The following is a 17,824-nucleotide window of genomic DNA, read 5'->3' as shown; positions in this document are numbered from 1 at the left end:
CACCCGTTACCAGACCAGAATCCAGCTGAAAGAAACGTCGCATGAGTACTCTGCAGATCAAGAACCTCCACGTCCAGGTGGCCACCAATGACGGCCCCAAGCCCATCCTCAAGGGCGTCGACCTGACCATTGACTCCAACGAGGTCCACGCCATCATGGGCCCCAACGGCTCGGGCAAGTCCACCCTGGCCTACTCCATCGCCGGCCACCCCGACTACGAGGTCACCGAGGGCGAGGTCCTCCTCGACGGCGTCGACCTGCTAGAGATGAGCGTGGACGAGAGGGCCCGCGCCGGCCTCTTCCTGGCCATGCAGTACCCCGTCGAGGTCCCCGGCGTCACCGTGGCCAACTTCCTGCGCACCGCCAAGACCGCGATCGACGGCGAGGCCCCCAAGGTGCGCCAGTGGGTCGGCGAGGTCAACCAGGCCATGAAGAACCTGCGCATGGACCCCGCCTTCTCCCAGCGTGACGTCAACGCCGGCTTCTCCGGCGGTGAGAAGAAGCGCTTCGAGATCCTTCAGATGGAGCTGCTGCGTCCCCGCTTCGCCGTCCTGGACGAGACCGACTCCGGTCTGGACGTCGACGCCCTGCGCATCGTCTCCGAGGGCGTCAACCGCCTCCACGACCAGTCCGACGCCGGTTTCCTGCTCATCACCCACTACACGCGCATCCTGCGCTACATCAAGCCCGACTACGTCCACGTCTTCGTCGACGGGCGCGTGGCCGAGGCCGGCGGCCCCGACCTGGCCGACCGCCTGGAGGAAGAGGGATACGACCGCTTCCTCGCCTGACCGGCGGAACCCGCGCCGGAGCCGACGGCAGCGCGCCGCGCATGAGGCGTCGTCGTCGGTCCCGGCGCACAGGGGTACTAAGGTTCCTCGTGACCTCAGCGCCCAACCCTCGGCGGGCATACCCGGCACAGATCGCATCGAATCGGAAAGGCACCACATGACCCAGTCCACGGCGCCGTCCACCGGGGCGGCCTCGGCCACCGCGCTCAGTGCCCAGGAGGTCGCCGCGATCCGTGCCGACTTCCCCTACCTCGAGCGGCCCGCCCGCAACGGCGAGCCGCTGGCCTACCTGGACTGGGCGGCCACGAGCCAGAAGCCCGCCGGTGTCATCGCCACCGAGGCGGACTTCTACCGCACCTCCAACGGCGCGGCGGGCCGATCGACCTACCAGCTCGCCGACGAGGCCACGGCCACCTTCGAGGACGCCCGCGACGCCGTGGCCGCCTTCGTCGGTGCGCGGGGAAGCGAGCTGGTCTTCACCAAGAACGCCACCGAGGCCATCAACCTCGTCGCCCTGGCCATCGGGCACGCGAGCCTGGACCGATCGGCGGCCCGGGGCGGCGGACCCGCCGCCGCTGACGACCCGGCGCGGCGCCTTGTCATCGGGGAGGGCGACGAGATCGTTGTCACGCGCGCAGAGCACCATGCCAACCTCGTACCCTGGCAGGAGCTGTGCGCCCGCACCGGCGCGAGACTGCGCTGGCTGGACCTCACCGAGGACGGACGCATCGACATCTCGACGCTGGACGTCATCACCGAGCGCACCCGTGTGCTGGCACTGACCCACGCCTCCAACGTCACCGGTGCGATCAGCCCGCTCGACCTCATCCTGCCGCGCGCTCAGCAGGCCGGCGCCCTCGTCGTCCTGGACACCTGCCAGTCGGCCGCCCACCTCCCGCTGGACTTCCGAGCGCTCAAGGCCGCGGGCGTCGACGCCATGGTGCTCTCCAGCCACAAGATGCTCGGCCCCACCGGCATCGGCGCGCTCGTGGCCACCGAGGAGCTGCTCGCGGCGATGCCACCGGTGCTGACCGGAGGCTCCATGATCGAGGTCGTCACCATGGAGTCATCGACCTTCATGAGCGGCCCGCCCCGCTTCGAGGCCGGCAGCCAGCCGCTGGCGCAGGCCGCGGGGTGGCGCACGGCCGTGGAGTACCTGGCCGGCATCGGCCTGGATCGGCTCCACGCCACTGAGCAGGTCCTGACCCGGCAGGTGCTCGACGGCCTCGTCCAGGCTCCCGGGCTGCGCCTGATCGGTCCGACCGGCGCCACGGACCGCCTGGGCGTGGTTGCCTTCTCCATGGAGGGAGTCCACCCCCACGACGTCGGACAGGTCCTCGACGCCGCTGGCGTCGCCGTGCGCACCGGGCACCACTGCGCCCAGCCGATCCACAAGCACTTCGGCATCCACGCCTCCTCGCGCCTGTCCTTCGGGGTCTGCTCGACCCCGGAAGAGGTCGACCGCTTCCTGTCCGCCATCGCCGACGTCCGCCGCTACTTCCAGAGGTGAGCATGAACGAACTCGACCAGCTCTACCAGCAAGTCATCCTCGACCACTCCCGTGAGCGTCACGGCTCCGGGGCTCTCGACGCCCCGGACGCCACCAGCCACCAGGTGAACCCCACCTGCGGTGACGAGGTGACCCTGGGGGTGCGCGTCAAGGACGGCAGGATCGAGGCCATTGGCTGGAAGGGCGACGGCTGCTCCATCTCCCAGGCCTCCATCTCGGTCATGCACGACCTCGTCGACGGCGCGGACCTGGCTACCGTGGCCCGCCTCGAGGCGGACTTCGACACCCTCATGCACTCACGCGGCAAGGGCGTTGACGACGCCATCCTGGACGACCTCGAGGACGGAGCCGCCTTCGAGGGGGTCTCGAAGTACCCCAACCGCGTCAAGTGCGCCCTGCTGGGCTGGATGGCCCTCAAGGACGCCCTGGCCAAGTCCGGCGTCGCCCTGCCCGCCGCCGAGCCGGCAGACGCAGAGTAGGCCGATGCGCCTCGGTACGCCGGCCGCCTGGAGCCGACTCATCCAGGACCCGTCATCCCAGTATCCCCGCCGTATCCCCATCATCCCGAAGACTGAGCTGCCGCAGAAGAGAAGGAGAAGCCATGAGTGAGAACCCCACAGGGGTGCCGGCCGCCGCCGACAACCCCATGGCCGCCCAGCACGCGCCGGCCGCCGTCGCCAGCACCGAGGGTGTCGACGTCGCCGCTATCGAGGAGGCTCTGCGCGACGTCATCGACCCCGAGCTCGGAATCAACGTCGTTGACCTCGGTCTGCTCTACGGGGTGTCGATCGAGCCCGACGGGACCGTTGTGCTCGACATGACCCTGACGACCGCTGCCTGCCCGCTGACCGACGTCATCGAGGAGCAGGCCCAGCAGGCCCTGTCCCTCCTTGCCGACAAGGTCCGCATCCAGTGGGTGTGGCTGCCGCCGTGGGGCCCGGACAAGATCACCCCCGAGGGCCGCGAGCAGCTGCGCGCCCTGGGCTTCAACGTCTGAGATCCTGTCGAGCACGACATCAGGACAGGTCCTCCTCGACGCCGAGCACCGCCTCGCGCAGGACGCGCGCGTGGCAGTGGACGTGGTCGTGGCCGGCGAACAAGAGCGTGATCCGTCCATCCAGCGCCTCGGAGCGCAGGTGCTCGACGGCGGCTACCGCCTCGGGCCGCTCGGTGAGCTCGGCCCGGTAGGCGTCGACGAACTGGGGCCAGGGCAGCTCCCCGCTGTGGAATGCCCGGCGCAGCTCGGTGGTGGGCGTGGCGTCCTTGGCCCACTCGTCCAGGTCGGCGCGCTCCTTGGACACGCCGCGAGGCCAGAGACGGTCCACCAGGACCCGCATTCCGTCCTCGGGGCTGGGCTCCTCGCGAATGCCCTTGAGGATCACGTTGTCAGAAGAGGGAAGCCGCTCGCTCATACCCTCGACCGTACTCGCGTTACCGGCCGGTACGACACCATCGGCTCGTAGCGAGCCGAGCAGGCACAGGAGAGTATCCATGGTGTCCTTCAGCGCTGTGGGGGAGTCGGTTTCGGCAAGCCAGAGCGCGGCCTCGTTCATCGCTCCGGACAGGAGGTGAGCCACGGGCTCCACCGGCCGGGGAGTGAGAGTACCGTCGCCCATGAGCTCGGTCAGAACCCCAGTCAAAAGTCTCTCCGAGCAGGCCCCATCCATCTCCTTCCACTCGCGCCATCCCAGTACCCTCGGCGCGTCAATGAGCATGATCTGCCGGGTCTCGGGATTGCTGTGGGAGGTGAGAAACGCCTCGCAGCCTGCGACGAGTTCCTCCCAAGGATCCGTGCAGGGTTGGGCCGCGGCCTCGACTCGGTCAGCGACCTCCTGCTGCACTTGCCGGACAACAGCCCGGAAGAGGTCCTTCTTACCGGCGAACTGGTGGTACAGCGCCCCCTTGGTCATCCCCAAGGCCTCCACGACGTCGGACAGCCGTACCGAGGCATAGCCCTCAGCGGCGAAGCGCCACCTTGCCTCGGAGATGAGCGCCATCTGCGTCGCTGCGCGTTGAGCCTGACGATTTCCGGGCATGCTTCCTCCGACGATTGACATACTGAGGGTATGTGGAACACTCTGACATACCCATAGTATGTGAATTGTTCTCCGAGACCCAGGAGGCCGGTTATGCACCTGCGAGACCGTTATCCGATCGTCGTCACCGCCCAGAAGCAGGAGTCGCGAGACTTCTGGGAGCGCTACCTCGGTTTTCGCGCCGTTTTCGACAGCACCTGGTTCACCCTCATGACGGACGCAGACAGTGGTGCGTCGATTGCCTTCATGACACCGGACCACCCTTCAGCTCCGCCCGGACCGGATACCTTCACGGGACGCGGCATGTGCTTCGAGTTGGAGGTTGACGACGCGGCGAGCGCCCACGCCGAGCTGACCGGAAGGGGACTGCCGGTGACGTACCCGCTTACCGACGAGCCCTTCGGGCAGCGTCGGTTCGGGTTCGCCGACCCCAGCGGTCTGTGGGTCGACGTTGTTGAGCAGATCAAGGCAGAGGCGGGTTACTGGAGCAGGTATATGCAGCGCGAGGACGGCAGCGATCCAGCCTGAGATGTGCCAATAAGCTGGGTGACTGTACTGAGAGGTGGGCGGGGCGGTCCTCATAGGGCGCCGCCGTACGGCACGCGGTCTGGGTGCTACTGGCCGGGAGGTGGGTGTACTCCACGAGGGGCGGGGTCCCGTGCACTGCGGTCAGTTCCTGGCCAGTAGACCCCGAATCTCGTGGAATAGACCTATTCATTCCTGCGCCACCGATCGATCGCGGCGAGGAACTCTCGCTCCGAGGCCTGGGCGAGGCGAGGATCGAGGTACTCGATGCGAGTGATGAGGCGGAAGAGCGCCCGTACCGCCTCGGTGTCGACACTGCTCGCCAGGTCCCTCAGGCGTGCAGGGGTCATCCGGGTCTCCAGACGTGACACCGTGACCCGTGCACGCTGCTCGATCTGCGCGTCCGACAGCTCGGCCGGATCCTGAGAGTAGAGGGCCAGCGACTCGGCGTCGTAACGAGGATCCGGGTCGACGAAGAGGAACTCTGCCTCCGGCGGCATCTGACCGCGGTAGCAGGCCAGGTCGGTCAGATCCCGTTCCCTGCGCACGGCGGTGCGGGTGGCCTCATCGGGAGCTGCCTGCTCCAGACGGTCGAAGAAGGCCGCCATGCGCGGGGACATCGGCGAGACAGCCGAGCCGGTCCTGGCCCGTTCCAGCAGCCCGGCAAGCATGTCTCTTTGTCTGGTCACCTCGGCCAGGTGATCCTCCACGGCGGTCAGGGCCCCGGCCAGGTCCTCGACAACGGAGCCGACTACGGGTGCGTCGCCGGTCTGCTCGACGACGGTCGCCTCGGACTCGTCGAGGACGCGTTTGATGGTCTCCAACGACACGCCTGCCTGCACCAACCAGCGGATCCGGGAGAGCCGGGCCACATGGCCCAGGTCGTAGTCTCGCCAGCCTCCGCGTTCGGAGGGCACCGGAAGCAGCCCCAGTGAGTGGTAGTGGCGCACCGTGCGCACCGTCGTCCCGGTCAGCTCGGCGATCTGTGCAACGCGCATGGTGCCAGTCTCACACGGTCTCAGCGCATCGAGCCCTGCCCCGCTGTCAACGGCCTCAGTCACTGCTCGAGTCTCCCTGACGGGACGAGGCGATGGGGAGAACGATCCGTTTGCCGGGACCTGACCACGTTGCTACTGTGCCCGCGTGATGACAGGAGGATATGGCTTCGACCGAGACGGTGTCGTGCGGTCCTTGCGTCGTCCTTCGCCGATGGGAACATTCAGATGAGTGGTATGCGGGCCAACCTCCAGGTTGGCGAGATGCTTCAGGGAAGTGCCGGCAACCTGTCGGTCAGAGGCTGCCTGCTCTTCAAGGAGTGGGACACGCAGGACCGCTGCTTCTACTACTGGGAGGAGTGGCAGCTCATCGGCGCCGGCAGTGCCGACACCTGGGTCGAGCTCGATCACGACCCCGGTGAGGTCCTGTTCTACGAGCCCGTTCACCTCCAGGAGACCATTGAGCCGTGGGCACTGGCCGTCGGCCAGCAGCTGCAGCTGACGGTCAACGGTGCTCCGCACTGGGCGCTTGTCGAGGAGGTCACCACCGGTACGCTTGAGGAGGTCGTCGGCACCCCGGTGTGCCCCCTGAACCTCGGCGAGACGATGACCTACGTCGAGCTGCGGCTGACCGACCCGGCCGGGGTGACCAGCAGGCTGACCATCGACAGCCACCGGTTCCGTGACCTGCTGGCCTACCGGAAGACCACGTTGTCCTCCGCCCAGCAGAGGCAGCTCTTCGGGCGCGTCATCTACAACAGGCGTCCCGTTGGAGGCGGACCCGCTGGAGGTGGGTCGGGCCGGAACATCGGGTGCGCCCTCATCGGCGCGATCGTCAGCGTCGTGCTCGTCGTCGGACTGTTCTCCTCGTGCTCCAGCAGCACCCGCTCCAGCGGTAGCGCCGACTCCACCAGCACCTCGGACACGGGCTCCTCACGGACCTACCGTCACCGTCCCGTCTACGGAGGCGGCGGAGGCGGCGTCGGCAAGTAGGTTCGCGCCTCAGCGATGACGGAGCGCAGAGCTCCATTCCGGCCGCTTGGCGGGTCTTGGATGGGGACATCGCCCCGTTTGGTGGGAACCGGTCACATTGCTACCGTGCTCGCGTGAGTGCGGTGAGCCTGTGTTCTGTCAGCTACAAGATCAGTGGGGCCGAGCCGCACGTGCTCAATGATCTCCCCGCCGTCGAGTCGATTCTCCTCGACGCCGCCCGGGAGGCGGGACTGACTGCCGTCTCCAGGGCGCACCACCGGTTCGAGCCCCAGGGGCTGAGCGCCGTCGTCATCCTGTCCGAGTCACACATTGCTGCTCACACCTGGCCCGAGTCCGGCACCGGCTATGTGACGCTCACCAGCTGCCGCACACTGACCCCTGTGCAGATCGAGGCAGTGGGGGAGATGGTGCGTCAGCGGCTTCAGGCTCAGCAGGTGACCAGCTCGGGGATCACGCTGTGAGTATCAGAGGTGATCTGCATATCGGTGAGACGCTCCGGGGCACCTTGAGGAAAAAGAGTCACTCCTACACCGTCATGGGGCGAGTTCTCCTGAAACGGCGGGATCGGCGAAGCCGGAGCCTCACTCGGTGGGAGCAGTGGCGCCTGATCGACGACAACGGTAAGGAGCTCTGGCTTGAGATCAATCGGGATGCGAATAAGGCCATTCTTCACGAGCCGGTTAGTATTCAACCGACGATCGATCCGCTCGCGCTCGAGGTCGGTCAGGCCCGGCAGGTGAAAGTCAATGGTCGACCGTATACCGTTGAGGTTGAGGACATATACCGAGCCGATATTGATTACGAAACTGGAACCATTCCGCATCCGACAGGAGCTGTTTCAACGACGACATGCGTCGAGCTCCGTGTCAAAGGGGCGAGGAAGCCGCTCTCCAGCATCGTGATCGATGAGCATCGCTGCCGGGAGCGTGAGGCTTATCGCACAACGGCCCTGTTGCCTGAGCGTCAGTCCAAGATCTTCGGCAGACCCGTGTATCGGCCGTGGTGGGTGCCAGGCGTCGCACGACGGCTTGGCCGGTGGCTCTCATCGGTGAGCCCTGGACTTCGGGGTAGTTGGAAGTCACCTCTATTCTGGGTCATTCTGTTTCTCATTCTGATGGCGATCCTTGAGTGGAATGATGATGACGGTCTCATTCCATCGGGAGGCGGATCGTTCTTCCGTAACCGCTCCGTCTACGGGGGCGGAGGTGGCGGCGTCGGAAAATAGTGAAGAACTCGGAACCTCATCCTCTTGCCATGCATACACGAAGGAGAAGACATGTCACTCATGGCCATCACCCACCAGTCGTCGGTTGACCTCAACTGGCAGTCCCTGCTCAGCACCATCGTCTACGCGGTGCTCGGAGTCGTCCTGCTCATGGTGTTCGCACTGCTCGTCAACCGCATCTTCCGTCTTGATCTCAGGCGCGAGCTCATCGAGGACCAGAACATCGGCCTGGGAGTCGCCTTCGCCGGCACGGCGCTCGCCATCGCCATCATCATCGCAGCGACCATCCTGAGCTGAGCGCCCCATCATGACCCACGGCCGAATCGGACGACGGGAGAACGTCGCCCTGTTCACCGCGGCACTGCTGGCCGCGATCGGCGGGCTCATCTACGAGCTCATCCTGGGCACGGCGGCCTCCTACCTCCTGGGAGACTCCGTCCTCAGCTTCAGCCTCGCCACCGGCATCACCCTGTTCGGCATGGGCATCGGCTCGCTGCTGGTCAATCGCTTCCGTGCCGCTCCGGCGGTCGTCTTCGGCGTCAGCGAGGTCCTCCTCGGCCTCATCGGAGGCAACTCCGTCCTCCTGCTGTACCTGGCCTTCGGGCGCACCCGCCTGCACTGGGTGGTCTTCGGCAGCATCAGCCTGACCATCGGCATCCTCATCGGTCTGGAGATCCCACTGCTGGTGCGGACCTTCGCCGCCTTCGGGCGCCGCTCGACCAGCGAGCTGCTCGGCAAGGTCATGGCCATCGACTACTTCGGCTCTCTGGTGGCCTCACTGGTCTTCCCCCTGGTCCTCCTCCCGCAGCTCGGCCTCATGCGCGGCGCCTACCTGGTGGGGGCGCTCAACGTCCTGGTCGCGGTCCTCGTCCTGCTCCAGGTGCGCACCCCGCGCAAGATTCTGTGGGCGGCGACCGCCGCCGTCGTGGCACTGGTCGGCATGTTCGTTGCCGCCAACCGCATCGAGCGCAGCGTGGAGGCACTGGCCTACAACGACCCGGTCGTCTACTACCAGCAGACCGCGTACCAGAAGGTGGTTCTCACCGACTACCAGAACGACCTGCGCATGTACCTCAACGGCCAGCTCCAGTTCTCCAGCCTGGACGAGGCCCGGTACCACGAGACCCTGTCGGCCAGTGCCATGACCTCGGTGAAGGACCCCGCCCACGTCCTCGTTCTCGGAGGCGGGGACGGTCTGCTGGCGCGAGAGATCCTGCGCTACCCCAGCGTCAAGGACGTCACCATCGTGGACATCGATCCCGGCGTCACCGAGCTGGCACGAGAAAACCGCCTGCTCAAGGACCTCAACCACGCCTCCCTGTCCGACCCCAGGGTGAACGTCGTCAACGACGACGCCTTCACCTACGTCCGGGACTCCAGCACCACCTACGACGTCGTCCTCATCGACCTGGTCGACCCCTCCAACGAGAAGCTCGCCAAGCTCTACTCCACCGAGTTCTACCGGCACATCGAGACGCGGCTGGCACCCGAAGGCGTCATGGTCACCCAGGCCACCTCCACCTTCTTCTCACCCCACGCCTTCTCCACGGTGGCCAGCACCGTCGCCGCCGCTCAGCCGGACCGGCAGATCCTGCCCTTCTCGACTAACGTCCCCTCCTTCGGAGAATGGGGCTTCGTCCTATCCACTAGGACGCCGCACAACCTCATCAGTCAGCCACTGCCCGAGGGGCTCACCTACCAGGACCGCGCGACCCTGGAGTTCATCATGCGCACCAAGCCGGCCCGCACCGAGACCATGGAGCCCTCCACTCTCCTGCATCCGCGGATCGTCGAGGTCTACAACCGCGACATGAGGCAGTGGCGCTACTACTGAACCACCCAGGAACAAGCTCGGCGAAGTCGCTTCCCTGAACCTTTCCGGAAGCGACTTCGCCGTTACCCTGGTTACCGCACCGAGTCGGCCGCCCTTCTCATCTCAGGATTTTGATGGTCAGCCAGGTGGCGATCCCGGCGATCATCACACAGCTCATCAGGGACACGATGACCTCCATGCCGATGATGAAAAGAAAGAGCATCGACGTCAGCGTTGCCAGCCAGATGAGTGCGACACGAGCAGCAGGAGGAGGCGCCGTCGCCAGGCATACCCCGGTGGCGACGGTCACCAGCCCGCTGACGGCGAAGCTCATGAAGTCGGGGTCAGTGACGTTCACGGACTGGAGAGTCCCTCCCCAGATGATGAGGAGGAGGCCGCAGACGGCCAGGCAGGCTCCGGCGATGTTTCGTCCGCTCAGCTGTAGCCGGGTCGACTTGTCGTGGTTCGTTGTTGTCATGTTGTTGTTTTCCTTTCGATGATGCGATGCACAGTTGTTGCGAAGAGGTACGCAGCTATCCGTCGCTTGCCGAAACCGCGAGCTCGCGTCCCCAGGTGCGGGCACCGGTCTCCTCGCCACCTGCCAGCGGTCCCCGGCTCGCCTTGACGACAAAGCTCCTGACCGACGACGTCTCCCGCCCCTGTCGCCGCAGCGCCTTGGCGATCGCCTTGGCCGCCGACCCGCTGAGCCAGCCCCTGGAGACGACCGTGTCGAAAGCGGCGACGGCCGTGGAGGCCGGAATCGCCGTGGTCTCCAGCCACTCGCCGATCCCACGGGAAGACTCGCTCGTCCCCGCCTGCTCGCGCGCCTTGGCCCGTGTGGCCGCAGTCGGCAGGCCCCGGTTGTGGGTAGGGGCTCCCAGCACGAGCAGATCCAGGTCCGCGGGCAGAGCGCTCGGAGCCTGGTCAACGCCGATGACCTGGGCGTCGACGCCGCCCTCGATTAACCCGGCGGCGACGGCCTCGGCGATGGCTCGGGTGTTGCCGTAATAAGACTCAACGATGATGAGTGCCGTGGCCATGGTCTCCTCCTAAAGTCCGGTTCCGGTGATGACGCCGGTGCAGTACGCGTCATGATCACAGCGTCAGGTGTGACGCCACGTCGCACGCAAACGGGGCCCGCCGCCCGGAAGGCGACGGGCCCCTTAGAACCGCAGAGACCGGTGGGGAAGGGAGAGGTGTGAGAGTGACGGCGACGTCGCCGCAGCCGTCTCAGAGCTGGGAGGCGTCGACGCCGAAGGTGTTGCAGGCCTGAACCGAGCCGGTGTTCATCCCGGTGGTGAACCAGCGCACGCGTTGCTCGGAGGAGCCGTGGGTCCAGGTGTCGGAGTCGACGTGGCCCTTGGCCCGTTCCTGGATGTGGTCGTCGCCCACGGCCTCGGCCGCTCCCAGCGCACCACTGATCTCCTCACTGGTGGGGCGGTTGAGGAAGGGCTGACCGGTCTCCGGGTCGGCGGTCGAGGATGCGTGGTTCACCCAGATCCCCGCGTAGCAGTCCGCCTGAAGCTCCAGTCGCACCGAGTCCGACGTCGCACCGCTGCCCGAGCGGTCAGCCGCAGCCATCTGCCCGGTCAGGTGCTGAATGTGGTGCCCGAACTCGTGGGCCACGATGTACTCCTCGGCCAGAGGGGTGTCGGTGGCGCCCAGGGACCTCTCCATCTCGGAGAAGAAGCTCATGTCCAGGTAGACCGTCTGGTCTCCTGAGCAGTAGAAGGGGCCCACGGCCGAGGAGGCGTTCCCGCAGGCCGAGGAGATCTGGGTGCCGTCCCACAGGACGAACTCGGGCTTGGCGTAGGTGATCCCGGCCTGGGCGGGCAGCTGGTCCGTCCACACCGCGTCGAGGGACTCGGCGGTGGCCACCATGCGGCACTGGGTGTACTTGTTGGCGCTGTCCCCACTGGTGCACACGGAGGTGTCGATGGACGAGGCCGTCGACGTCGTCGTGCCGGCCTGCTGCTGCGACCCCAGCATGGAGGACAGGTCCACACCGGTCAGCTGGGAGATGAGGACCACGGCGATGACGGTGAGGATCGAGCCTCCGCCGATCATCGCGCCCCGGCCGCCGCCGGAACGGGTCTGGACCCGGTTGGGATCGATCTGGATATCGCGGTTGAAGGACACGGACCACCTCTGAGAACACGCCTGCGACCAGGCTGGGACTGCCACCACGCTACCGTGAGACCGCCTACCGCGCGAAGCAGGAACGCCCGGAGCGCCGAGTCCGGATCTGCACGCGCCGGCGGCGACGACCGTATCAACCGCGATGAACCCCACCGGGGTAGCCTGAGACCGTGCTCTACGACCTGCTGTACAAGACCGTCCTGACCCGCATTGACCCCGAGCTGATCCACGACGTGTGCCTGGACGCGATCGAGGTCACCGGCAAGGTCCCCTTCGTCAGGGACGTGGTGCGTCAGATGTGGGGACGCCGCCCGGCCTTCCCCGTCCCCTCGGCCAACCAGGGTGGTCCCTTCGCCCGGCCGGTCCCCGGCGTGATGGGGCTCGCCGCCGGGATGGACAAGGAGGGGCAGGCCGTTGAGGGGCTGGACATGCTCGGCTTCGGCTTCATCGAGGTCGGCACCTTCACCGCCCACGCCCAGGACGGCAACGACAAGCCCCGCATGTGGCGCTACCCGCAGATGCGGGCCATCCGCAACCGCATGGGCTTCAACAACTCCGGTGCCGACGAGGCCGCCACGCGGCTGCGCGCCCTGCGCCGTACACCGCGGGGGCGCTCCATCGTCGTCGGCGCGAACATCGGCAAGACCAAGGTGACACCCCTGGAGGACGCGGTTGACGACTACCGCTACTCGGCCGCGGCGGTGGCCCGCTGGGTCGACTACCTCGTCGTCAACGTCTCCAGCCCCAACACGCCCGGGCTGCGCAGCCTGCAGAGCGTCGAGGCCCTGCGCCCGATCCTTGAGACAGTGCGCGAGGCCGCGGACCACGCCGCAAGGCGCCACGTCCCGCTCCTGGTCAAGATCGCCCCGGACCTGGCGGACGAGGACCTCGACGCCGTCGCCGACCTGGTCCTGGACATGGGCCTGGACGGGGTGGTGGCCACCAACACCACCATCGACCATGACCTGGGGGAGGGCGGCCTGTCCGGGGCCCCGCTCCTGCCCCGCGCCCTGGAGGTCGTGCGCCGCCTGCGCAGCAGGCTGGGGGAGGAGCCCACCATCATCGGCGTCGGCGGCATCTCCTCCATCATGGACGCCGAGCTCATGCTCGATGCAGGAGCGGACCTGCTCCAGGCCTACTCGGCCTTCATCTACAACGGGCCGGCCTGGCCGGGGCGCATCAACCGGGCCCTGGCCACCGCCACGGCCGGCGCGACCGCCCGCAGGCCACGATAGGTCCCCATCAACGCGTCCCCACCTATGCGCCAACGCCGAACGCCGCCTCCTGGCCTGCCGGTCATAGGAATCGGAATCATCCTCGCCGCTCTCATGCTGCGGCCCGCAGCAACCTCCGTCGGGCCGGTCCTGGCCGAGATCCGTGGCGGTGTGGGAATGGGCGCCACCGGGGCCGCGCTGCTCGCCGCCCTGCCGGGGCTCTCCTTCGCCCTGGCGGGATCTGTCGCCGCTCGTCTGGGCCACCGTATCGGGCCGGCCTGCGGGCTCGCCCTGGCCGCCGTCATCGGGGCGGTAGGGCTGCTCGGACGGTCCATCAGCACCTCGGCAGCTCCCTTCCTTGCGCTGAGCGTGGTGGGGCTCTGCGGTGCGGGGCTGGGCAACGTCCTGGTGCCGATGGCCATCAAGCAGCGCTTCGGGCTGCACGCCCACAGGTGGACCGGCATCTACGTCATCCTTCTGCCGATCGGGGCCCTGCTGCCTCAGGTCCTCGCCCCAGGGATCATCACGGCCGGCGGCAGCTGGAGGCAGAGCCTGGCCCTGTGGGGATGGGGCGCGATGGTCTCGGCGGTGCCGTGGATCGCTGTCGTCGTTAACGCACGGTGGCGGCCCGGCAAAGGCCCGGAGCACGGCAGTGTGGCTTCAGTGGCCGTCTTAGCCAGAGGAGAGGATCGGGGCGAGGCGGAGTCACCCGCGAGATCAGCGCCCGGACCGGGGCTGGCGGATATGGCGCGCAATCCCCGAGCCCGGTCGATGGGACTGTTCTTCGGTATCCAGTCCATGCACGCCTACGTCACCTTCGCCTACCTGCCCCAGATCTTCCGTGACGCCGGACTGTCTCTGGCCTCCGCCGCTCTCCTGCTGGCAGGTTTCTCGCTGTGCGGCACTCTGGCCGGCCTGATGGTCCCGACGATCGTCGCCAGAGCCCGGGACGTGGGGCCATGGATGCTGGGGCTCATCGCCTTGCTCGTCCCGGGCTACCTGGGGCTGCTGCTGGCTCCGACGGCGCTCGCCTGGCTCTGGGTGGTTCTGCTGGGCCTGGCCGGTTGCACCTTTCAGGTCGTTCTCGTCCTGGTCACCGCCCGTACCCGCGACTACCGGGTCACTGCGGCGCTGTCCGGCTTCACCCAGAGCCTCGGCTACGCGATGGCCAGCGCCGGTCCCTTCCTTATCGGCTGGCTCTACGGCGTCGCCGGTGGCTGGAGGCTACCGCTGATCGTTCTGCTCGCCTCGGTCATCCCGATGGCCTGGTTCGGGTGGCGCATCTGTAAGCCCGGCTACCTCGACGACGAGCTCACCACCTACCAGGCCGCATCCCTGCAGACTGTATGACGCGGCTCTGAGACCAGTGTCTAGCGCAGTGAAGGTACCGGCGGCGACTCAGGCGGGGCGCCTGTCCGGGGACGTGGTCAGCGACGGGTCGCGCTCGACGACGTCGCCCAGGGCGATGTCGACCGCGGCCATGACGTCGTCGTCCAGATGGACTCCCGAGGCCTTGACCGTGTCCGCCAGCTGCTCGGGGCGCGAGGCCCCCACGATCGCCGAGGAGACTGCCTGGTTGCGCAGCACCCAGGCGATCGCCAGCTGAGGCATCGTCAGCCCGAGGTCCTGGGCGATGGGCCGCAGGGCCTGGACCGCCGTGAGCACGTCGTCGCGCATCCACCGCGAGATCATCTGGCGGCCGCCCTTGTCATCGGTGGCGCGTGAGCCTGCGGGCGGCTCCTGGCCGGGCAGGTACTTGCCGGACAGCACCCCCTGCGCCATGGGCGACCACACGATCTGCCCCAGGCCCAGCTCCTGGCTGGTGGGAACCACCCTGTCCTCGATGACCCGCCACAGGGCCGAGTACTGGGGCTGGTTGGAGATCAGGCGGAAACCCATCTGCGTGGCCAGCTCCTGGCCGGCACGGATCTGCTCGGCAGTCCACTCCGAGACCCCGATGTAGAGGGCCTTGCCGGCCCTCACGACGTCGGCGAAGGCCTGCATGGTCTCCTCCAGCGGGGTCTCGTGGTCGTAGCGGTGAGCCTGGTAGAGGTCCACGTAGTCCATGCCCAGTCGCGCCAGGGAGCCGTTGATGCCCTCCATGATGTGCTTGCGGGACAGGCCCACGTCGTTGGGGCCCTTGGGGCCGATCGGCCAGTAGACCTTGGTGAAGATCTCCAGGGACTCGCGGCGCCTGCCGGACAGCGCCCGCCCCAGAACCTCCTCGGCGGCGGTGTTGGCGTAGACGTCGGCGGTGTCGAAGCTCGTGATTCCCAGGTCCAGGGCCGTGTGAACGCACTCGATGGCGGTGTCGGCCTCCACCTGCGAGCCGTGCGTGAGCCAGTTGCCGTAGGTGATCTCGGTGACCTTCAGCCCGGATGCGCCCAGATGCCTGTATCCAACAGTGTGTTCCATAACACCACCCTACGGCACGGTCCCATGACGCGGAACCGTTGCGGGTGTCATGCGGGTGTCATAGGGCCATCATCCGGAAGCGGCCGGGACCGGGTTGGGCTCAGGAGGGGTACTGCCCCCGGCTCGCGAGGGCGGCGGGACGGCGGAAGCGCCGCAGCATGAAGCAGCGCGACATGATGTAGAAGAAGATCGTTCCCTCGTCCTTGACCCGCTCCTCGCCGAACTTCTTGTACAGACGGCGTCGCAACCGGCTCCAGGCCCACACGGAGTCGGCGATCGCCAGCAGCAGGTAGCCGTTCATCGCCAGCACGGTGTAGAAGCTGACCAGCGGGTACTGGGGCAGGAGGCGGCTGAGGCCGAAGGAGAGGATGAGCAGGACGAAGATGAGGGGCATGAAGAACTCGCCCAGGCTGAAGCGCGCGTCGACGTAGTCGCGGATGTAGCGCTTGACCGGGCCCTTCTCCCGGGAGGGAAGATACTTCTCATCACCGGTGACCATGGCCTCGCTCTGCCGCCTCCAGGCCTCGTCACGAGCCGCTCGCGCCTCGCGCTTGGCGGCCTGACGGTCCTTGGGAACCACGGGGTGCAGGTTCTTGGCCTGCTGGTCCTTGCGCCGGGGAGTGGGGCGCCCCTTGCCGCCGGGCTTGGGGGCGGGCTCGGCCGCAGGCTCCGGGTCAGGGGTCTGGCTGCGCTTCTTGAACAGGCTCACGGTGCACAGACTAGCGGCAGCGACGCGATACCCTGAAAACCATGATCACTGTCGATGCCGTGCGCGCCGCTGTGCACACCTCCATGCCCGCCATCATCTCCGACCTGACCGATCTGGTGGCGATCCCGTCCGTCTCCGCCTCCAGCCACGACCAGTCGCAGGTCCAGCGCTCCGCCGAGGCCGTGGCCGCGCTCCTGCGCGACAGCGGCCTGGACGCGGAGATCCTCTCCGTCCCGGCCCCCGACGGCACCCCCGGCAGGCCCGCCGTCCTGGCCCACAAGGAGGGGCCCCAGGGCAGCCCGCACGTCCTGCTCTACTCCCACCACGACGTCCAGCCCGTCGGCGACCCGGCCGGCTGGGACCAGGCCGACCCCTTCACCGCCGAGCGCCGCGGTGATCGGCTCTTCGGGCGCGGCACCTCCGACGACAAGGCCGGCGTCATCACTCATACCCATGCCCTGCGCGCCCTGGCGTCCCTGGCCGACGGCGAGCTGCCCTGCTCGGTGACGGTGTTCATCGAGGGGGAGGAGGAGGTCGGCAGCCCCTCCTTCGAGAGCTTCCTGACCACCTACCGCGACCGGCTGGCATCCGACGTGATCGTCGTGGCCGACTCCTCCAACTGGAAGGTCGGCACCCCCTCCCTGACCACCCTGCTGCGCGGCGTCGTCCAGGTCGACGTCCGCCTCGACATGCTCGACCACGCGCTCCACTCCGGCCAGTACGGTGGCCCCGTCCTGGACGCCGCCACCGCCATGTGCCGCCTGATCGCCTCCTGCCACGACGACGCCGGTGACGTCGCCGTCGCCGGACTCGTCTCCAACCCTCAGGCCGACGCCGACTTCCCGGACTACCCGGAGGCCGACTTCCGCGCCGACGCCGGGGTCCTCGACGGCGTCGAGCTCGTTGGCACCGGTGACCTCACCGCCCGGCTATGGACCAAGCCCTCCCTGACCCTGATCGGCATGGATGTCACGCCCCTGGACCTGGCCGGCAACGTCCTGACCCCCTCGTGCACGGCCCGCCTCTCGCTGCGCATCGCTCCGGGCCAGGACCCCGCCGAGGCCCAGGAGGCCCTGGTCGCCCACCTGGAGAAGCACGTGCCCTTCGGCGGCCGTCTGACAGTCACCGGTCGCGAGGCGGGTCCCGCCTTCGACGGGTCCGAGACCACCCCCGCATCCGAGGCCGCCCACTGGGCGCTGTCCACTGCCTGGGACACCGAGGCCGTCAACATCGGCCAGGGCGGCTCCATCCCCTTCATCGCCACCCTCAAGGAGACCTTCCCCGACGCCCAGGTGCTCGTCACCGGGATCGAGGACCCCGACACCCGAGCTCACAGCGAGAACGAGTCCATGCACCTGGGCGAGCTCGAGCGCATCGTGGTCGCTGAGGCCCTCCTCCTGGCCCGTCTCGGTGACGCCATCGCCTCATGACTCAAAACGCTCGCCGGAACCGTTGCGTG

General features: G+C 67.6%; 20 protein-coding genes and 1 pseudogene. 13 read left to right on the top strand and 8 right to left on the bottom strand.

Annotated elements, in window-relative coordinates; genetic code table 11:
* Positions 1–41 precede the first annotated feature (41 nt).
* The 4 genes from sufC (at position 42) to EL340_RS04805 (ending at position 3,298) form a co-directional block, all read left to right on the top strand.
* Positions 42–791: a Fe-S cluster assembly ATPase SufC gene (gene sufC / locus EL340_RS04820; protein WP_126413673.1), complete on the top strand. Its 750-nt coding sequence runs from the start codon at positions 42–44 to the stop codon at positions 789–791.
* Positions 792–948: 157 nt separating this feature from the next.
* Entirely contained in the window at positions 949–2,301 is a 1,353-nt protein-coding gene (locus tag EL340_RS04815) for a SufS family cysteine desulfurase (RefSeq protein WP_126413672.1), read from the top strand.
* A 2-nt stretch (positions 2,302–2,303) separates the two neighbouring features.
* Positions 2,304–2,780, top strand: coding sequence for a Fe-S cluster assembly sulfur transfer protein SufU (gene sufU / locus EL340_RS04810; RefSeq protein WP_126415315.1), 477 nt, complete (start codon positions 2,304–2,306; stop codon positions 2,778–2,780).
* Between the two features lie 122 nt (positions 2,781–2,902).
* Entirely contained in the window at positions 2,903–3,298 is a 396-nt protein-coding gene (locus tag EL340_RS04805; RefSeq protein ID WP_126413671.1) for a metal-sulfur cluster assembly factor, read from the top strand.
* A 19-nt stretch (positions 3,299–3,317) separates the two neighbouring features.
* Here EL340_RS04805 and EL340_RS16030 read toward each other — a convergent pair whose 3' ends face one another.
* Both EL340_RS16030 and EL340_RS16025 read right to left on the bottom strand, forming a co-directional pair.
* Positions 3,318–3,713, bottom strand: a complete 396-nt coding sequence (locus tag EL340_RS16030) for a DUF488 domain-containing protein (protein ID WP_197722390.1) — start codon at positions 3,711–3,713, stop codon at positions 3,318–3,320.
* A 66-nt stretch (positions 3,714–3,779) separates the two neighbouring features.
* Positions 3,780–4,298: pseudogene (locus EL340_RS16025) on the bottom strand (TetR/AcrR family transcriptional regulator); the annotation flags it as partial.
* A gap of 132 nt (positions 4,299–4,430) precedes the next feature.
* Between EL340_RS16025 and EL340_RS04795 the strand changes: the two are divergent.
* The gene (locus EL340_RS04795; RefSeq protein WP_126413669.1) at positions 4,431–4,865 is read left to right on the top strand and encodes a VOC family protein; all 435 of its coding nucleotides are present in this window, start codon (positions 4,431–4,433) and stop codon (positions 4,863–4,865) included.
* A 182-nt stretch (positions 4,866–5,047) separates the two neighbouring features.
* Here EL340_RS04795 and EL340_RS04790 read toward each other — a convergent pair whose 3' ends face one another.
* On the bottom strand, positions 5,048–5,860 hold the full coding sequence (locus EL340_RS04790; RefSeq protein WP_126413668.1) for a MerR family transcriptional regulator: 813 nt from the start codon (positions 5,858–5,860) through the stop codon (positions 5,048–5,050).
* A 225-nt stretch (positions 5,861–6,085) separates the two neighbouring features.
* On the opposite strand from EL340_RS04790, the gene EL340_RS04785 reads away from it, so the two are divergent.
* The 5 genes from EL340_RS04785 (at position 6,086) to EL340_RS04765 (ending at position 9,909) form a co-directional block, all read left to right on the top strand.
* Positions 6,086–6,850 carry a hypothetical protein gene (locus EL340_RS04785; protein ID WP_126413667.1) on the top strand — a complete coding sequence of 255 codons (765 nt, stop codon included), beginning with the start codon at positions 6,086–6,088 and terminating at the stop codon, positions 6,848–6,850.
* A 122-nt stretch (positions 6,851–6,972) separates the two neighbouring features.
* Positions 6,973–7,311: an S-adenosylmethionine decarboxylase family protein gene (locus EL340_RS04780; protein WP_126413666.1), complete on the top strand. Its 339-nt coding sequence runs from the start codon at positions 6,973–6,975 to the stop codon at positions 7,309–7,311.
* On the top strand, positions 7,308–8,075 hold the full coding sequence (locus EL340_RS04775) for a hypothetical protein (protein WP_126413665.1): 768 nt from the start codon (positions 7,308–7,310) through the stop codon (positions 8,073–8,075). The genes EL340_RS04780 and EL340_RS04775 overlap by 4 nt, the downstream gene beginning before the upstream one ends.
* A gap of 51 nt (positions 8,076–8,126) precedes the next feature.
* Positions 8,127–8,372: a DUF350 domain-containing protein gene (locus EL340_RS04770; RefSeq protein ID WP_126413664.1), complete on the top strand. Its 246-nt coding sequence runs from the start codon at positions 8,127–8,129 to the stop codon at positions 8,370–8,372.
* A 10-nt stretch (positions 8,373–8,382) separates the two neighbouring features.
* The gene (locus tag EL340_RS04765; RefSeq protein WP_126413663.1) at positions 8,383–9,909 is read left to right on the top strand and encodes a polyamine aminopropyltransferase; all 1,527 of its coding nucleotides are present in this window, start codon (positions 8,383–8,385) and stop codon (positions 9,907–9,909) included.
* Positions 9,910–10,006: 97 nt separating this feature from the next.
* On the opposite strand, the gene EL340_RS04760 is transcribed toward EL340_RS04765, so the two are convergent.
* The 3 genes from EL340_RS04760 to ypfJ form a co-directional block, all read right to left on the bottom strand.
* Entirely contained in the window at positions 10,007–10,366 is a 360-nt protein-coding gene (locus tag EL340_RS04760; protein ID WP_126413662.1) for a hypothetical protein, read from the bottom strand.
* A 55-nt stretch (positions 10,367–10,421) separates the two neighbouring features.
* Positions 10,422–10,928 carry a flavodoxin family protein gene (locus tag EL340_RS04755; RefSeq protein ID WP_126413661.1) on the bottom strand — a complete coding sequence of 169 codons (507 nt, stop codon included), beginning with the start codon at positions 10,926–10,928 and terminating at the stop codon, positions 10,422–10,424.
* 190 nt (positions 10,929–11,118) lie between these two features.
* Positions 11,119–12,027, bottom strand: coding sequence for a KPN_02809 family neutral zinc metallopeptidase (ypfJ, locus tag EL340_RS04750; RefSeq protein ID WP_126413660.1), 909 nt, complete (start codon positions 12,025–12,027; stop codon positions 11,119–11,121).
* A gap of 170 nt (positions 12,028–12,197) precedes the next feature.
* Between ypfJ and EL340_RS04745 the strand changes: the two genes are divergently transcribed.
* Together EL340_RS04745 and EL340_RS04740 are read left to right on the top strand one after the other, a co-directional pair.
* Positions 12,198–13,262, top strand: a complete 1,065-nt coding sequence (locus EL340_RS04745) for a quinone-dependent dihydroorotate dehydrogenase (protein ID WP_126413659.1) — start codon at positions 12,198–12,200, stop codon at positions 13,260–13,262.
* Positions 13,263–13,286: 24 nt separating this feature from the next.
* Complete coding sequence (locus EL340_RS04740) at positions 13,287–14,591, top strand: MFS transporter (protein ID WP_126413658.1); 1,305 nt, start codon at positions 13,287–13,289, stop codon at positions 14,589–14,591.
* A 48-nt stretch (positions 14,592–14,639) separates the two neighbouring features.
* On the opposite strand, the gene EL340_RS04735 is transcribed toward EL340_RS04740, so the two are convergent.
* Together EL340_RS04735 and EL340_RS04730 are read right to left on the bottom strand one after the other, a co-directional pair.
* Complete coding sequence (locus EL340_RS04735; protein WP_126413657.1) at positions 14,640–15,656, bottom strand: aldo/keto reductase family protein; 1,017 nt, start codon at positions 15,654–15,656, stop codon at positions 14,640–14,642.
* A 100-nt stretch (positions 15,657–15,756) separates the two neighbouring features.
* Positions 15,757–16,365, bottom strand: a complete 609-nt coding sequence (locus EL340_RS04730) for a DUF3043 domain-containing protein (RefSeq protein ID WP_126413656.1) — start codon at positions 16,363–16,365, stop codon at positions 15,757–15,759.
* A 41-nt stretch (positions 16,366–16,406) separates the two neighbouring features.
* Between EL340_RS04730 and EL340_RS04725 the strand changes: the two genes are divergently transcribed.
* A complete protein-coding gene (locus EL340_RS04725; protein ID WP_126413655.1) occupies positions 16,407–17,795 on the top strand; it encodes a dipeptidase in 1,389 nt (462 codons plus the stop codon).
* Positions 17,796–17,824 lie beyond the last annotated feature (29 nt).

The organism is Actinomyces viscosus (assembly GCF_900637975.1).
Classification (GTDB): Bacteria; Actinomycetota; Actinomycetes; order Actinomycetales; family Actinomycetaceae; genus Actinomyces; species Actinomyces viscosus.
Note: the sequence above shows the minus strand (reverse complement) of the source record. Positions and strands in the feature narration are given on the sequence as shown.

Excerpts from the sequence above, each read along its gene's own strand:
- EL340_RS04735 (WP_126413657.1), bottom strand. The coding sequence starts at position 15,656 with ATGGAACACACTGTTGGATACAGGCATCTGGGCGCATCCGGGCTGAAG.
- EL340_RS04770 (WP_126413664.1), top strand. The coding sequence starts at position 8,127 with ATGTCACTCATGGCCATCACCCACCAGTCGTCGGTTGACCTCAACTGG.
- EL340_RS04725 (WP_126413655.1), top strand. The coding sequence starts at position 16,407 with ATGATCACTGTCGATGCCGTGCGCGCCGCTGTGCACACCTCCATGCCC.
- EL340_RS04790 (WP_126413668.1), bottom strand. The coding sequence starts at position 5,860 with ATGCGCGTTGCACAGATCGCCGAGCTGACCGGGACGACGGTGCGCACG.
- EL340_RS04805 (WP_126413671.1), top strand. The coding sequence starts at position 2,903 with ATGAGTGAGAACCCCACAGGGGTGCCGGCCGCCGCCGACAACCCCATG.
- EL340_RS04815 (WP_126413672.1), top strand. The coding sequence starts at position 949 with ATGACCCAGTCCACGGCGCCGTCCACCGGGGCGGCCTCGGCCACCGCG.
- EL340_RS04760 (WP_126413662.1), bottom strand. The coding sequence starts at position 10,366 with ATGACAACAACGAACCACGACAAGTCGACCCGGCTACAGCTGAGCGGA.
- sufU (WP_126415315.1), top strand. The coding sequence starts at position 2,304 with ATGAACGAACTCGACCAGCTCTACCAGCAAGTCATCCTCGACCACTCC.
- EL340_RS04785 (WP_126413667.1), top strand. The coding sequence starts at position 6,086 with ATGAGTGGTATGCGGGCCAACCTCCAGGTTGGCGAGATGCTTCAGGGA.
- EL340_RS04795 (WP_126413669.1), top strand. The coding sequence starts at position 4,431 with ATGCACCTGCGAGACCGTTATCCGATCGTCGTCACCGCCCAGAAGCAG.
- sufC (WP_126413673.1), top strand. The coding sequence starts at position 42 with ATGAGTACTCTGCAGATCAAGAACCTCCACGTCCAGGTGGCCACCAAT.
- EL340_RS04755 (WP_126413661.1), bottom strand. The coding sequence starts at position 10,928 with ATGGCCACGGCACTCATCATCGTTGAGTCTTATTACGGCAACACCCGA.
- EL340_RS16030 (WP_197722390.1), bottom strand. The coding sequence starts at position 3,713 with ATGAGCGAGCGGCTTCCCTCTTCTGACAACGTGATCCTCAAGGGCATT.
- EL340_RS04740 (WP_126413658.1), top strand. The coding sequence starts at position 13,287 with ATGCGCCAACGCCGAACGCCGCCTCCTGGCCTGCCGGTCATAGGAATC.
- EL340_RS04765 (WP_126413663.1), top strand. The coding sequence starts at position 8,383 with ATGACCCACGGCCGAATCGGACGACGGGAGAACGTCGCCCTGTTCACC.